The sequence below is a fragment of the Achromobacter anxifer genome (assembly GCF_903652925.1).
Lineage (GTDB): Bacteria > Pseudomonadota > Gammaproteobacteria > Burkholderiales > Burkholderiaceae_B > Achromobacter > Achromobacter anxifer.
The window spans coordinates 345,013-359,178 of the sequence record NZ_CAHLAR010000007.1; the positions used below are offsets into that span (position 1 = coordinate 345,013).

Sequence of the window (14,166 nt, forward strand, 5' to 3'; positions counted from 1 at the left end):
GCCATGGCCCTGTTGAACATCGAAGATATCCGCATCGAATTCCCCAGCCGCCGCGGCACGCTGGTGGCCGTGGACGGCGTATCGCTGTCCCTGGAGAAGGGCGAGATCCTGGGAGTGGTGGGCGAATCCGGCGCCGGCAAGTCCACCATAGGCAATGCCGTCATCGGCCTGCTGGAAGCGCCTGGCCGCCTGGCGGGCGGCGCCGTGCTGCTGAATGGCGAACGCATCGACACGCTGAACCCCGCGCAGAAGCGCAAGGTGCGCGGCCGCCGCATCGGCATGATCTTCCAGGATCCGCTGACCTCGCTGGATCCGCTGCAGACGGTCGAGAGCCAGCTGGTCGAGACCATGCAGGTGCACCTGGACCTGTCCCACGCCGAGGCGCAAAAGCGCGCGGTGCAGCTGCTGGCGCAGGTGGGCATCGACAAGCCGGAACTGCGCGTCAAGCAGTACCCGCACCAGTTCTCCGGCGGCATGCGGCAGCGCGTCGTGATCGCGCTGGCGCTGTGCTGCGAGCCCGAAGTCATCATCGCCGACGAACCCACCACCGCGCTCGACGTGTCGATCCAGGCGCAGATCCTGGAGCTGCTCAAGAAGCTGTGCCGCGAAGAGCAGGTGGGCATGATCATCATCACGCACGACATGGGCGTGATCGCGGACGTAACGGACCGCGTGGCGGTGCTGTACCACGGCAAGCTGGTCGAGCAGGGCCCCACCGCCAAGATCCTGGGCGACCCCGACCATCCCTATACGCGCAGCCTGATCTCGGCCGTGCCGCGTCCCGACATCAAGCTGCGGCGCTTCCCGCTGGTGACCTACATCGAGGACGTGAAGAAGCCGGCGCAGCCGCTGGACCTGGCCACGCACTGGCTGGGGCAGCGCCGCGACTTCGGCGCGCGCACCGGCGGCCCGCTGGTGCAGGTCAAGGACCTGAGCATGCGCTTCGTGCTCAAGAGCGCGCTGCTCAAGCGCAACCAGCGCACGCTGGACGCGGTCAAGCGTGTCAACTTTTCCATCGGCGAAGGCGAGGTGTTCGGCCTGGTGGGCGAGTCCGGCTCAGGCAAGTCCACGGTGGCGCGGCTGATCTCCGGCCTCTATACGCCCAGCGAAGGCTCGGTCAACTTCGGCGGCACCGACCTGACCGCGCTCAAGGGCGAAAAGCAGCTGAACCCGTTCCGTCGGCAGATCCAGATGATCTTCCAGGATCCGTTCTCCTCGCTCAACCCGCGCATGCGCGTGCTGGACATCGTGGCCGAGCCGATACGCTTCCACAAGCTGGCGGCCAGCGAGGCGGAGGCGCGCCGCATCGTGGCCGACCTGCTGGACGTGGTGGGCCTGGGCGACCGCGCCGCCGAGCGCTTTCCGCATGAATTCTCGGGCGGCCAGCGCCAGCGCATCTGCATCGCGCGCGCCCTGGCCACGCGGCCCCGCTTCCTGATCTGCGACGAACCGACCTCGGCGCTGGACGTCTCCATCCAGGCGCAAATCCTGAACCTGCTGAAGGACCTGCAGGAGGAGCTCGGGCTGACCATGCTGTTCATCAGCCACGACCTGCCGGTGATCCGCCAGATGTGCGACCGCGTGGGCGTGATGCGCTATGGCGAACTGCTGGAAGTAGCCGCTACCGAGGATCTCTTCGAACGTCCGCAACACCCCTACAGCCAACATCTGCTTGGCCTGATGCCCCGACTGCAATCCATGTCCCGCGAGGGGCTGGACGTGGCGGGGTAGCGCCAGGCGCAACCCGGAGCGAGACATGACGGCGACACGACAGACCCTATTCATCGGCGGCCAGGTTTTCGACGGCAAGGGCAAGCTGCTGCCCGGCCACGGCGTGCTGGTCGAAGGCCGGCACGTGGCGCGCGTGGCGCCGGCCGGCGAGTTCTCCGGCTTTGCCGGCGCGACCGTGCGCACCGATGGCATGACCCTGATGCCCAGCCTGGCGGACTGCCACGTGCACCTGGTCTACACCGGCGGCGCCGATCCCAATGCGCAGCTGAGCAAGCAGGGCCCGGCGCAGATCACGCTGACGGCGCTGGAAAACGCCCAGGCCAGCCTGCGCGGCGGGGTCACGGCGCTGCGCGATTGCGGCGGCAAGGACTATCTGGAATTCGGCGTGCGCGATGCCATCGCGCGCGGCGTGTTTCCCGGCCCCACCATCAGGGCCTCGGGCCGCATCATCTGCATGACTGGCGGCCACGGCAACCGCATCGGCCGCGTCGCCGACGGCTGCGAGGACGTGATCAAGGCCGTGCGCGAACAGGTCCACGCCGGCTGCGACCTGGTCAAGATCATGGCCACGGGCGGCGTCATGACGCCGGGCGTCAGCCCCATGGACGCGCACTACAGCTTCGACGAAATGAAGGCCGGCGTGCACGAGGCCAAGCGCTTTCGCAAGAGCACCGCCAGCCACGCGCAGGGCACGCTGGGCATCCTGAACGCCGTGCGCGCCGGCATCGATTCCATCGAGCATGGCATCTTCATGGACGACGAATGCCTGCGCGAAATGCTGGACGCCCAGACCTACCTGGTGCCCACCATCGCCGCGGTCCGCAACATCATCGCCAATGCCGACAACGGCATTCCCGCCTACGCCGTGGAAAAGGCGCGCGCGGTGGAACAGCGCCACCGCGAGTCGTTCCAGATGTACTACAGGGCGGGCGGGCGCATCGCGATGGGCACCGACGCCGGCACGCCGTTCAATCTGCACGGCGAGAACGCGATGGAGCTGGCCTACATGGTGGAATTCGGCATGACGCCGTTGGACGCCCTGATCGCCGGCACCTCGCGCGGCCACGACCTGATGGGCATGGACGAGCACGGCGTCATCGCCGACGGCAAGGTGGCCGATCTGCTGCTGGTGCAGGGCAATCCCGCCGAGGACATCCTGAAGGCGGCCGACAAGCGCTTCCACGTGGCGGTGCTGCGCAACGGGGAAGTGGCGGCCGGCGCGCTGCCGCTCTGATGCGAAGCAAGCAATGAAAAAGGCCGCCACGCCCGTAAGCGCGGCGGCCTTTCCATTACCTGCGGTGAGGTCGTACGCCTGTCTTAGCGCCCGCCGCCCATCACGCCATTCATCACCATCATCATGAACTGCTCAACCGGCATCTTCTTGCCGTTGAAGTCCACCTGGCCGTCGGCGTAGTTCAGGTAGGTCACGATGTTGTTGTTCTCGACCTTGGCCATGCCCATGGCGGTGGCCATGGTGCCCACCATTTCAGCCTGGCCCTTGGCGGTCTGCAGAGCCTGCTCGGCCGGCACGCCGCGCACCTGGGGCTCGATCGCCATCAGGTCGCTCAGGTTGCCCTTGGACAGCACCAGCTTGGCGTTGAGCTTGCGGATGGCCTGCTGCAGCGTCTCGGCGAACTCGCCGTCCATCGACGTCGGCTTGGCCAGGTCCAGATCCAGGTTGAAGGTCGACGTGCCGTTGGCGGTGCGCACTTCCAGCGGCGACACCGACAGGGAAGGATTGCCAGCCAGCATCAGTTCGAAGTTGGTCTTGAGGATCTGCTTTTCTTCGTCCGTGAACTCGGGCATCTGTTGCTCGCCCTTGTTTTGCATCATGCGGGTCGACGAAGCCTCATAGACGTCGTTCAGCGCCTTGAACGCCTTCGAGTCCATGTTCTTCAGGTCCAGGGCCAGCTTCAGGCCTGCCATGTCCTTGTTCTGCACGTTGATCATGCCGAAATCGACGGCCATCTTTGCTGCCATCTTGGAATCGGCTTCCGTCACGTCGACGGCGATGACCGTGTCCTTGAGCTGGACGGGCGGCTTTTCCTTGGACGTGATGGTCCAGTTCTTGAACCCGACCTTCTGGCTGCCCACGTACATGTCGTTCGAGGCCGGCTTCAGGTCGCTGTTCAGGGTCAGGCCCTGCATGGCCACGCTGACGATGTCGCTGTCATCGGACTGGCCCGACAGCACCAGGCTGTCGGTGGCCAACGCGACCGTGCCGTGCTTGCTGCCGGTGGCGTAGGTGATGTCGCCCTTCATGCCCGAGAACTTCAGGCTGTTGGCGTCCTTGGCAAATTCGGCGGGGGCCAGGGCGAAGTTGCCCGAGACGTTCTTGGCGTAGCTGACGCTATAGGCGCCCGAGACGGGAACCGCGCCCTTGGTCGCGGCGAACCATTCCTTGACGATCGGCGTCTCTTCCAGCTGGAAGCGGCTGGCGACCATGGCCGGCGCGAACGAACCCGACTTCAGGTTCGACAGCGGGAACGGGCCGTGGTCCAGGTGCTCGAGGAACACGATCTCGTGTTCCTGCGCCGGCTTGCCGTCGGCGGCCGGCTCGGTGAACTTCACGCGGTAGCGTTCGGTGGACGAAAACACGCCGCGGTCGAACGACACCAGCTCAACCACGGGGGTCACACCCCATTTTTCACCAAACTTCTTCAGTTCGATGTTTGCTTGATCGATCGATTGCTTGACGAAAGCCTCGGCCTTCTGGCCCGTATACCAGGCCGTGCCGGTCCAGATCGCGCCCAGCGCGACGACAACGCCCACTACTGCCGATTTTTTCATTGCAATCCTTTATTCTTCAAATGGATGAAAGCGGACGGATTATAGGGACTGTCGCCTAGGGAAAACACTTATTTCGTGCAAAGGCACTGCAATATGTTGCTTATTGATACAGAACGGCCGATTACCGCAAGTGCTGCAGCGCCACATCCGCTACAATCGCCCGGTGTGCTTTGCCAATCTGCACACGTCCGCTAGGCCCTTCGTTGCCAAGCTTCGCCCATCAGGGCGCTTCCCTTTTCTCCTTATTCGTCCGCCTGGATTGGAGTCTCTCAACTTGAGCGACGGGCTGCCGCTGGAGTTGTTTTGACTACCTCTTCCCCTTTTGCCGACCTCGGGCTGGCTGATTCCCTGTTGCGCGCCATTGCCGACACCGGCTACACCGCGCCCACTCCCATTCAGGCCCAGGCCATTCCCCAGGTCCTGAAAGGCGGCGACCTGCTCGCCGCCGCCCAGACCGGCACCGGCAAGACCGCAGGCTTCACCCTGCCCATCCTGCATCTGCTGATGCAGAAGAAGCCCGAGCTGCGCAAGCCCGGCCGCCCGCGCTGCCTGATCCTGACCCCGACGCGTGAGTTGACCGCGCAGGTCGAGGAATCGGTGCAGACCTACGGCAAGTACACCCCGCTGAACTCCATGGTGATGTTTGGCGGCGTCAACATCAACCCCCAGATCTCCGCGCTGCGCAAGCCGCTGGACATCCTGGTCGCCACGCCCGGCCGCCTGCTGGACCACTGCGGCCAGAAGACCGTGGACCTGTCCGGCGTCGAGATCCTGGTGCTGGACGAAGCCGACCGCATGCTGGACATGGGCTTCATCCGCGACATCCGCAAGATCCTCGCGCTGCTGCCCAAGCAGCGCCAGAACCTGCTGTTCTCGGCCACCTTCTCCGACGAGATCCGCACCCTGGCGCGCGGCGTCCTGAACAATCCGGGCGAGGTGTCGGTCACCCCGCGCAACACCGCCACCGAGCTGGTCACCCAGACGGTGCACATGGTGGAACAGCACCACAAGCGCGACCTCATCAGCCACATCATCCGCGAAAGCGGCTGGCATCAAGTGCTGGTGTTCACGCGCACCAAGCACGGCGCCAACCGCCTGGCCGAAAAGCTGGTCAAGGACGGCCTGACCGCGGCCGCCATCCACGGCAACAAGAGCCAATCGGCGCGCACCCGCGCGCTGGCCGGCTTCAAGGACAGCACCGTGACGGTGCTGGTGGCGACCGACATCGCCGCGCGCGGCCTGGACATCGACCAGCTGCCGCAGGTGGTCAACTTCGAACTGCCCAACGTGCCTGAAGACTACGTGCACCGCATCGGCCGCACCGGCCGCGCCGGCGCCACGGGCTCGGCGGTCTCGCTGGTCGACAACAGCGAAATCAAGCTGTTGAAGGACATCGAGCGCCTGATCAAGAAGACCATCGAGCGCAAGCCCGTGGAAGGCTGGACGCCCCCGGCGACGACCGCCGCGGCCTTCGACCGCCAGGAACGCGACGAAGACAACCGCAGCCCGCGCGGCGGCGGCGGCCGTAATGGCGGCCGTGGCGGCAACGGCAATGGCAATGGCAACGGCGGCCGCTCGCGTCCCGCCCAGGGCCAGCCCCGCGCCGCGGCTGGCGGCCGTGCCCCCGCGCCGGCCCGCGCCGGCGGCGAAGGCCGTGCCAACCATGGCCCGCGCGACGGCAAGCCTGCCGACCGTCCGGCCCACGCCGGCCGCAACGAAGGCCGTCCGCAGCAGAACCACCGCCGTCCGGAAGGGTCCGCCCGTCCGGCAGGCAACGGCGGTTCGGGACGCCCGGCGGGCGCTCCGCGCGCCGCGCTGCTGAGCAAGTAATATCACCCGCAACCGCACCCACGGACTCGCGCCATGCCCTTATCCACCTGGTTGACGTTCTTCCTGGCCTCCTGGGCCATTTCGTTCTCGCCAGGCGCGGGAGCGATCTCGGCGATGTCCTCGGGGCTCAAGTACGGCTTCGCGCGCGGCTACTGGAACACGGCTGGCCTGATCATGGGCATCCTGTTCCAGTTCGTGGTGGTGGCCGTGGGCCTGGGCGCCGTGCTGGCCACGTCCGAAATGGCCTTCAACGTGGTCAAGTACCTGGGCGTGGCCTACCTGATCTACCTGGGCGTGCGCCAGATCCGTACGGACGCGGCGCCGGTCACGGTGGATTCCGGCGACCCCAGGCGCGCCTCGATCCGTGAACTGGTACTGCGCGGTTTCCTGATCAACACCATGAACCCCAAGGGCACGGTGTTCCTGCTGGCCGTGGTGCCGCAGTTCGTGGACACCGCGCTGCCGCTGACGCAGCAATACGCGGCAATCGCCGCCACGCTGGCGTTCACCGACCTGGTGGCCATGGGCGTGTACACGCTGCTGGCGGCGCGCGTGTTGCGCATGCTGCGCAGCGCCAAGCACATCCGCTGGATGAACCGGACCTTCGGCTCGCTGTTCATCCTGGCGGGCGTGTTCCTGGCGTCGTTCCGCCGCCATTCCTGAACCCCATGCGAGGGGCATGCGCCGCTGTCGGCGCATGCCCCTCGCATTTTCATGCCCGATACCGGACCGCGCCGGGCCCTAAAGCGGCGCCAAGTAAAATCCTCCGATCATGAACATCCCTCACGAAGTAGCGCGGCGCCGTACGTTCGCCATCATTTCCCACCCCGACGCGGGTAAAACGACGCTGACCGAAAAGCTGTTGCTGTTCGCAGGCGCGATCCAGATCGCCGGCAGCGTCAAGGCGCGCAAGGCTTCGCGCCACGCCTCGTCCGACTGGATGGAAATCGAAAAGCAGCGCGGCATTTCCGTGGCGTCCTCCGTGATGCAAATGGAATACCGCGACTGCGTCATCAACCTGCTCGACACCCCGGGCCACGCGGACTTCTCCGAAGACACGTACCGGGTGCTCACGGCGGTGGATGCCGCGCTCATGGTGATCGACGCCGCCAACGGTGTTGAACCCCAGACCATCCGCCTGCTGCAGGTCTGCCGCGCGCGCAACACGCCCATCATCACGTTCATCAATAAGATGGACCGCGAAGTGCGCGAACCGCTGGAACTGCTGTCCGAGATCGAAGGCCACCTGGGCATGGACGCTGTGCCGTTCTCGTGGCCGGTCGGCATGGGCAAGGCGTTCGGCGGGGTGTTCGACATCCGCCAGGACCGCATGCGCGTATTCCGCCCCGGCCAGGAGCGCCGCTCCGACAACGACGACTTCATCGAAGGCCTGAGCAATCCTGAAATCGCGCGGCGCTTCGGCTCGGCGTTTGAACAAGCCAGCGGCGAGATCGAGCTGATCAACGAAGCCGCGCCCGCCTTCGACCGCGAGCAGTTCCTGGCCGGCAAGCAGACGCCCGTGTTCTTCGGCTCCGCCATCAACAACTTCGGCGTGCAGGAAGTGCTGGACGCGCTGGTCGAACAGGCACCGCCCCCGGGCCCGCGGGAGTCCATGCAGCGCCTGGTGCAACCCGTGGAGCCCAAGTTCACCGGCGTGGTGTTCAAGGTGCAGGCCAACATGGACCCGGCCCACCGCGACCGCGTCGCGTTCGTGCGCGTCAGCTCCGGCCGCTTCGAGCGCGGCATGCGCCTGAAGGTCGCGCGCACCAACAAGGAAATGCGCCCCAACAACGTGGTGTCGTTCCTGTCGCAGCGGCGCGAGCTGCTGGACGAGGCCTATGCCGGCGACGTGATCGGCATTCCCAACCACGGCGTGCTGCAGCTGGGCGACGTGCTGACGGAAGGCGAGACCCTGCAGTTCACGGGCCTGCCGTTCTTCGCCCCCGAGCTGTTCCAGGCCGTGGAAGTGAAGGACCCGCTGCGCACCAAGCAGTTGCGCACCGGCCTCACCCAATTGGGCGAGGAAGGCGCCATCCAGGTGTTCCGCCCCGAAGCCGCCGGCGGCTCGCTGCTGCTGGGCGCGGTCGGCCAACTGCAGTTCGAAGTGGTCGCCCACCGCTTGAAGACCGAGTACGGCGTGGACGCCCGGATGCTGCCTTCCCGCTACACAATGGCACGTTGGATTACGTCTGAAAACCCCAAGGCGCTGCGCAAGTTCATGGATGCCAATGCGGCCCATATCGCCTATGATGTTGTGGATGCGGCGGCGTTTTTGATCGGTTCGCCCGCGCAGTTGCGCGTGGCCGAGGAACTGTATCCCGATGTGAAATTCCATGCCATGCGGGAGCACGGCGGCAAGGTTTTCGGAGACAAGGCGTAGACCCGTTCGGGTTCCGCACGGCAGATGAGGGTAGCAATGTCTTGGCGTTTTTTATTCGCAACGCTCCTGATCGCGCTTGGCGCGTCGGCCTGGGGCGGAATTCAACTGGGTGACTGGCTGGTGGCGCACGCGCCGCCCGCCGCGCCTGCTCCTGGCCAGGATGCCGCGGCATCCCAGCAGCCCGTGCTGGATGCCAATGGCCGTCCGTATGTGGCGCAACCGCCGCAACCGCGCATCGACGGCACCTTGGGCGTGCCCGACAAGCCCGCCGACCGCGAATGGCAGGTCAATACCGTTTCGCTGTTCGACAGCGTCAGCGATCCTTCGGTGAAGCTCTCGCGCGAACGCATCAGCCCCGACCAGGCGCGTGAAATCGCGGCGGCCTCGCAGCAAGTGCCGCTGCCCTCGGGCCCCTCCGACGTCAGCACGCTGGATCTGCAGGCGCCCGGCACTTCCACCGCCATCAATGGCGGCCAGACGCAGGCCAGCGGCTACGGCACGCCGCAAATGGTGCAGGCGCCCCCGCCGCCCCCGAACACTGCCCAAGCGCCTGGCGCCATGGGCTGGAAGGACGCGCTCAAGAGCGAACTCGCGCACTGTGCCACGCAAGGCTTCTTCGAGCGCCCCTCGTGCTCCTGGGCTGCGCGCAACAAGTATTGCGGTCCCAACCGCGCTTGGGGCACGATGGCCGAATGCCCGGCCCGTCCGAATTGAAGTATCGGCGCGCGGCACAGGCCGCGCAGTGCCAGCAATAAAAAAGGCGCCCCGCAGGGCGCCTTTTTTTATGACCGGAAGATTACTCCGGCACGGACATCTGGCTTTGCAGGTAATTCTGGATGCCGACCTTGTCGATCAGGTCGATCTGCGTTTCCAGGTAGTCGATGTGCTCTTCGGTGTCGTCCAGGATGTCCTGGAACAGATCGCGCGAGACATAATCGCGGACCGATTCGCAATGCGCGATCGCTTCCTTCACGGTCGCCTGGGCGCCTTGCTCCAGCTTCAGGTCACAGGCCAGCAATTCCGGCACGTCTTCGCCGATCAGCAGCTTGTGCAGGTCTTGCAGGTTGGGTAGGCCGTCCAGCATGAAGATGCGTTCGATCAGACGATCCGCATGCTTCATTTCGCCGATGGATTCTTCGTACTCGTGCTTGCCCAGCTTGTCGAAGCCCCAATGGTTCAGCATGCGGGCATGCAGGAAATATTGGTTGATGGCCGTCAGCTCGTTGGTCAGTTGCTTGTTCAGAAACTGGATGACGGTTTTGTCGCCTTTCATGATGGACTCCTTGCAGTCAGGCGCGACGCAGATGCATCGCGACAAAGGAGCGCACGATGCCGCGCGTACGCAACCCCGGCAGACTACCATCTGGCGCGGGGCCGCGCCTAGCCTAGCGCTGCATTTGGTAAAACGCTTTAGTAGCGCTACCGGAAAGCGACAGGCCAATGAGAATGAGTATGCGTGAGTGATGCCTTGCATGCTTGGCGCAACGCCCACGCGGGCTATCGGCGCGCGGCGTGGCGGAATCGTCGGTCAGATTCGCGCCATTGCATGTCCCGATGCGTCCCCGGGCTGGGCGTAAGACAGCGGCAAGCGGCGCAAGCCGATCCGTTGCGGATCGGCAACCCGCCGCGGCGATGCACGACAACGATGCGCTAATCGGTCCGCCGCGTCGCCAGCCAGATGCCCAGCGCGATCGGCACGATGCCCAGCAGGTCCAGCCACGACACGTGCTCGCCCAGCACCGCCCAGCCGAACAACAGGCCCAGCGGCGGCATCAGGAAATGCAGCGCGCTGGCCGCGGTGGCGCTGGCGCGGCCCAGGATCATGAACCACAGGTAGTAGCCGCCCATCGACACCGCCACGATCATGTAAGCCATGCTCCAGAACAGGCTCGCGGTCATGTGCGCGTCGCCAAGGCTCTCGTGCGCCAATGCAAACGGCAACAGCGCGGCAGCGCCAGCCAGCGACTGTATGCCCGTCGAAGTCCACAGGCCCGAGGTCGGCTTCAGCAGCTTGTAGAGCAGCGTGCCCGCCACCAGCGCCACCAGGCCTCCCGTGACCAGCAACGTGCCGTGCAGGTCTTCCTGCATGCCGGACAGCCGTGAGCGCAGCACCAGGGCCACGCCCGCCAGTCCCAGGCACAGGCCCAGCAACTTGCGCCATCCCAGCCGTTCGCCCAACACCGGGCCGGCCAACACGCCGATCAGCAAAGGGTTGGTACTGATGAGCACGGCGGTGAACGCGGACGATACGGTGGTCATGCCCGACCAGCTCAAGCCCAGGTACAGCGCGTTGTTCAACGCGCCCAGCAGGATCAGCGACGCCAGATCGCGTCCAGTGGGCAGCTTCCAGCGGCCGCTGGCCGCGGCGAGGCCCAGCATGAGGGCGCCGGCGATCAGGAACCGGATGGTCAGCAGCGTGAGCGGCGGGCAATCCCGCACGGCGATCTTGGCGGCCGCAAACGCGGAACTCCAGAGGAAGCAGAATGCCGCGATGGGCGCCCAGCTGATGCCCGGTGCGGCTTGGGCTGGCAAAGCGGCGGCGGAGAGAGTCGAGGAGGCCTTCATGGAGTGAACATCCGAAGTAGGGCGCCAAAGCCGGATAGGCGGCGGATGGGGAGATTCTGCGCGGGCACCGATCCATTGACAAACTCTTTATTCGGATCGAAAGTATTCGAAAATCAAATGCATTCGGACGCCGCCATGCCTGATCTCGATCTTCTGCACAGCTTTGTTTCGGTGGTGGATGCCGGCGGCTTCACCGCGGCCGGCGAGCGCGTGCACCGCAGCCAATCCACCGTCAGCCAGCAAATCCGCAAACTGGAAGAAACCCTGGAGTGCGCACTGTTCGTCCGTGAAGGCCGCCAGGTCTCGTTGACCGAGGATGGCGAGCGCCTGCTGGGCTATGCGCGGCGGATGCTGGCCCTGTCGACGGAGGTCCGAGAGGCCGTCAGCGGACGCAAGCGGGTGGACGTCATCCGCCTGGGCATTCCCGACGATTTCGCGGCCGACACGCTCACTGCCCTGGTGGCGGATTTCGCGCGGTCGCGGCCGGGCGTGCGGCTATCGGTCCGCTGCGATCTGACCTCGGCGCTCACGCGTGCCTTGGAAAGAGGCGATCTTGATGTGGCGTTGCTCAAACGGGAGCCCGGCGCGGGCGTCTCGCTGGCCGCCTGGGCTGAGCAATTGCATTGGATCGGAGGCCCGGGCATGACCCTGGCGCCCGGCGAACCCGTGCCGCTGGTGGCGTTTCCGCAAGGCTGCATCTACCGCAACCGCGCCATCCACGCCCTGGAAGCGGCGGGCCGCCATTGGCGCATCGCCTACGAAAGCCCGAATCTGAGAGGCTTGCAGGCGGCATTGACGGGGGGATTGGGGGTTGCGCTGCTGGAACGGCGCTGTCTCTTGCCGGACCATCGGATCATCGACGCGGCACTGCCGGCGGTGCCGTCGACCGAACTGGCGCTATGCCTGGCCGACACGCTGCGCGAGCCCGCAAGGCAACTGGCGATGACTATCCGGGAATTTTGCGAGAAGGAAGCAACACGGCCCGCCGCGTGAAGGCAGCGAGCCGCAGGGAGACTGCAATCCTCAGGCGATGGCGACCAGCGGGATCGGGAAGCTGCTGTTGGCAGCGGGCGCACCCGATTCGACCACGGCGGCCGGAGGATTGACCGGAACGGCTATGGAGCGCACGTCGCACACGCTGGAGCAGCGGCCGCCCGGCAGGTATTCGGCGGCGGTCGCCGCGCAGCAGCCGCAGCACGTGGCCACGCCCAGCTCGAATTGCAGGTCGGAAAGCGTCGTCGCGCCTCCGTCCACGCTGGCGCGGACTTGGCGTTCGGTGATGGCATTACATACGCAAATGTACATGAGAATAATTATCGAAAATTATTCTGCTACTGGCAAGCCCCGCAAGCAAATAAATTTGCAACCGAAGTGTCACGCAAGTCTTTGAAATAAGGGACGAATTTCCACAGTCCCGTCCCTTATTTCAAGGCGCCGTCAGCGCGCTGCCGCCTGCGCCTTGCGCAGCGATGCCGGAGCAATCCGCAGCGCCTCGCGGTACTTTGCCACCGTCCGCCGGGCGATGACTATCCCCTGATCGGCCAACTTTTGCATGATCTGGCTGTCGGACAAAGGCTTGGCCCGGTTCTCTTCCGCAACCATCTGACGGATGAAGGTCTGCACCGCCGTCGCCGAGGTGGCGTCCCCGCCCTCCGTCGACACCCCCGTACCGAAGAAGCGCTTGAGCTCCAGCGTGCCAAACGGAGTGAGCATGTACTTCTGTGTTGTGGCCCGTGAAATCGTGGATTCGTGCAATCCGAGCTCGCCGGCGATGTCCTTCAGGATGAGCGGACGCATGGCGGCCGGCCCCTGGCTGAAGAAGGCCGTCTGGTGCTGCACGATGGCCTGGGCCACGCGCAGGATGGTGTCAAAGCGCTGCTCCACGTTGCGGATCATCCAGCGTGCCTGCTGCAGCTGCGATTGCAACCCCGCGTGCGCGGACTCCTTCTGGTTGCCCAGCATTTGTGCATACAGCCCGTTGATTTGCAGCTTGGGCACGGCGGCGCTGTTCAGGGTCACCTGCCATCCGCCCCGGGTCTTGCGCACGATGACGTCCGGCACCGCATAGTCAGCCGCGGGCACCGTCCAGGCGCGTCCCGGGCGCGGCTCCAGCCGCCGGATCAGGGCATGGGCTGCGCGGAACGTGGTTTCGTCGCAACCCACCGCCGCACACAGCCGCGCGGCGTTGCCGGTCGCCAGCAGGGCCAGGTGTTGCGCGCAGATCTGCCGTGCGCATGCCAGGACTGCGGAATCCGCCGCTTCGGGCAGTTGCTCCAGGTCGGGGTTGCGCAGTTGCAACAGCAGGCATTCGGCCATGTCGCGCGCGCCGATGCCAGGCGGATCGAACGACTGCAGCAGCGACAGGGCGGCCTTCAGCTCATCGATGTCCGGCTCCATCTCGGGCGGCAGCCAGCCCAGGATCTCCTCCAGCGGCGACCCCAGATAGCCGTTCTCGTCCAGTTCGTCGATCAGAAGGCCAGCCAGCGCCGCATCGCGCGGCGCAGCGCGCGTCAGCATCAATTGGCCCAGCAGGTGCTCGCGCAGCGTCTCCGGCCGCGCGGCCTCGGGCCGGCTGGAGTCCTCATCGGGATAGACCCCGCCCGAACCCGGCATTTCGTCCACGGGCGTCTCACGCTCGGCTGCCGGCTCGTCATCCTGCACCGAGGATTCGCGGTCGGATTCCGCCGGCGCTTCGGCCGACGGCGCGTCGTCCTGCCGCTCCAGCAACGGGTTCTCGGCAAGCACTTGCGAAATCTCGGCTTCGAGGTCGAGCGTGGACAACTGCAACAATCGGATCGATTGCTGCAGTTGCGGCGTCAGCGTCAAATGCTGGCCAGGTCGCAGTTCTAAAATTGGACGGGTCATAGGTA

Annotated in this window: 12 protein-coding genes; 7 read left to right on the forward strand and 5 right to left on the reverse strand. The window is 65.6% G+C overall.

Annotated elements, in window-relative coordinates; all coding sequences use genetic code 11:
• Nucleotides 1-3: 3 nt before the first annotated feature.
• Both HWY37_RS23120 and HWY37_RS23125 read left to right on the forward strand, forming a co-directional pair.
• Entirely contained in the window at nucleotides 4-1,731 is a 1,728-nt protein-coding gene (locus HWY37_RS23120; protein ID WP_175208988.1) for an ABC transporter ATP-binding protein, read from the forward strand.
• Between the two features lie 25 nt (nucleotides 1,732-1,756).
• Nucleotides 1,757-2,965: a metal-dependent hydrolase family protein gene (locus HWY37_RS23125; RefSeq protein ID WP_175208989.1), complete on the forward strand. Its 1,209-nt coding sequence runs from the start codon at nucleotides 1,757-1,759 to the stop codon at nucleotides 2,963-2,965.
• An 83-nt stretch (nucleotides 2,966-3,048) separates the two neighbouring features.
• Here the strand turns inward: HWY37_RS23125 and HWY37_RS23130 are convergent, their stop codons facing one another.
• Nucleotides 3,049-4,521, reverse strand: a complete 1,473-nt coding sequence (locus HWY37_RS23130; RefSeq protein ID WP_176089939.1) for a YdgA family protein — start codon at nucleotides 4,519-4,521, stop codon at nucleotides 3,049-3,051.
• A gap of 303 nt (nucleotides 4,522-4,824) precedes the next feature.
• Here HWY37_RS23130 and HWY37_RS23135 point away from each other — a divergent pair, with 303 nt between their 5' ends.
• From HWY37_RS23135 to HWY37_RS23150, 4 genes are all read left to right on the forward strand, one after another.
• Nucleotides 4,825-6,351, forward strand: coding sequence for a DEAD/DEAH box helicase (locus HWY37_RS23135; RefSeq protein WP_176089940.1), 1,527 nt, complete (start codon nucleotides 4,825-4,827; stop codon nucleotides 6,349-6,351).
• A 33-nt stretch (nucleotides 6,352-6,384) separates the two neighbouring features.
• A complete protein-coding gene (locus tag HWY37_RS23140) occupies nucleotides 6,385-7,014 on the forward strand; it encodes a LysE family translocator (protein WP_175211055.1) in 630 nt (209 codons plus the stop codon).
• A 109-nt stretch (nucleotides 7,015-7,123) separates the two neighbouring features.
• Entirely contained in the window at nucleotides 7,124-8,731 is a 1,608-nt protein-coding gene (locus HWY37_RS23145) for a peptide chain release factor 3 (protein WP_175211053.1), read from the forward strand.
• 24 nt (nucleotides 8,732-8,755) lie between these two features.
• Nucleotides 8,756-9,445, forward strand: a complete 690-nt coding sequence (locus tag HWY37_RS23150) for a hypothetical protein (RefSeq protein ID WP_175211051.1) — start codon at nucleotides 8,756-8,758, stop codon at nucleotides 9,443-9,445.
• An 82-nt stretch (nucleotides 9,446-9,527) separates the two neighbouring features.
• On the opposite strand, the gene bfr is transcribed toward HWY37_RS23150, so the two are convergent.
• Together bfr and HWY37_RS23160 are read right to left on the reverse strand one after the other, a co-directional pair.
• Complete coding sequence (bfr, locus tag HWY37_RS23155) at nucleotides 9,528-10,004, reverse strand: bacterioferritin (RefSeq protein ID WP_042795741.1); 477 nt, start codon at nucleotides 10,002-10,004, stop codon at nucleotides 9,528-9,530.
• A 377-nt stretch (nucleotides 10,005-10,381) separates the two neighbouring features.
• The gene (locus tag HWY37_RS23160) at nucleotides 10,382-11,296 is read right to left on the reverse strand and encodes a DMT family transporter (protein ID WP_176089941.1); all 915 of its coding nucleotides are present in this window, start codon (nucleotides 11,294-11,296) and stop codon (nucleotides 10,382-10,384) included.
• Between the two features lie 135 nt (nucleotides 11,297-11,431).
• Between HWY37_RS23160 and HWY37_RS23165 the strand changes: the two genes are divergently transcribed.
• Nucleotides 11,432-12,289 carry a LysR substrate-binding domain-containing protein gene (locus tag HWY37_RS23165; RefSeq protein WP_175211057.1) on the forward strand — a complete coding sequence of 286 codons (858 nt, stop codon included), beginning with the start codon at nucleotides 11,432-11,434 and terminating at the stop codon, nucleotides 12,287-12,289.
• Nucleotides 12,290-12,319: 30 nt separating this feature from the next.
• Here the strand turns inward: HWY37_RS23165 and HWY37_RS23170 are convergent, their stop codons facing one another.
• Together HWY37_RS23170 and rpoN are read right to left on the reverse strand one after the other, a co-directional pair.
• On the reverse strand, nucleotides 12,320-12,601 hold the full coding sequence (locus HWY37_RS23170; RefSeq protein WP_175211043.1) for a (2Fe-2S)-binding protein: 282 nt from the start codon (nucleotides 12,599-12,601) through the stop codon (nucleotides 12,320-12,322).
• Between the two features lie 132 nt (nucleotides 12,602-12,733).
• Nucleotides 12,734-14,161 (reverse strand): RNA polymerase factor sigma-54, encoded by a 1,428-nt coding sequence (gene rpoN, locus HWY37_RS23175; protein WP_484456028.1) that lies wholly within the window; start codon nucleotides 14,159-14,161, stop codon nucleotides 12,734-12,736.
• Nucleotides 14,162-14,166 lie beyond the last annotated feature (5 nt).

Bases quoted from the DNA above. Each gene is read 5' to 3' on its own strand.
- HWY37_RS23140 (WP_175211055.1), top strand. From the start codon at position 6,385: ATGCCCTTATCCACCTGGTTGACGTTCTTCCTGGCCTCCTGGGCCATT.
- HWY37_RS23130 (WP_176089939.1), bottom strand. From the start codon at position 4,521: ATGAAAAAATCGGCAGTAGTGGGCGTTGTCGTCGCGCTGGGCGCGATC.
- rpoN (WP_484456028.1), bottom strand. From the start codon at position 14,161: ATGACCCGTCCAATTTTAGAACTGCGACCTGGCCAGCATTTGACGCTG.
- HWY37_RS23150 (WP_175211051.1), top strand. From the start codon at position 8,756: ATGAGGGTAGCAATGTCTTGGCGTTTTTTATTCGCAACGCTCCTGATC.
- HWY37_RS23170 (WP_175211043.1), bottom strand. From the start codon at position 12,601: ATGTACATTTGCGTATGTAATGCCATCACCGAACGCCAAGTCCGCGCC.
- bfr (WP_042795741.1), bottom strand. From the start codon at position 10,004: ATGAAAGGCGACAAAACCGTCATCCAGTTTCTGAACAAGCAACTGACC.
- HWY37_RS23160 (WP_176089941.1), bottom strand. From the start codon at position 11,296: ATGAAGGCCTCCTCGACTCTCTCCGCCGCCGCTTTGCCAGCCCAAGCC.
- HWY37_RS23165 (WP_175211057.1), top strand. From the start codon at position 11,432: ATGCCTGATCTCGATCTTCTGCACAGCTTTGTTTCGGTGGTGGATGCC.
- HWY37_RS23145 (WP_175211053.1), top strand. From the start codon at position 7,124: ATGAACATCCCTCACGAAGTAGCGCGGCGCCGTACGTTCGCCATCATT.
- HWY37_RS23125 (WP_175208989.1), top strand. From the start codon at position 1,757: ATGACGGCGACACGACAGACCCTATTCATCGGCGGCCAGGTTTTCGAC.
- HWY37_RS23120 (WP_175208988.1), top strand. From the start codon at position 4: ATGGCCCTGTTGAACATCGAAGATATCCGCATCGAATTCCCCAGCCGC.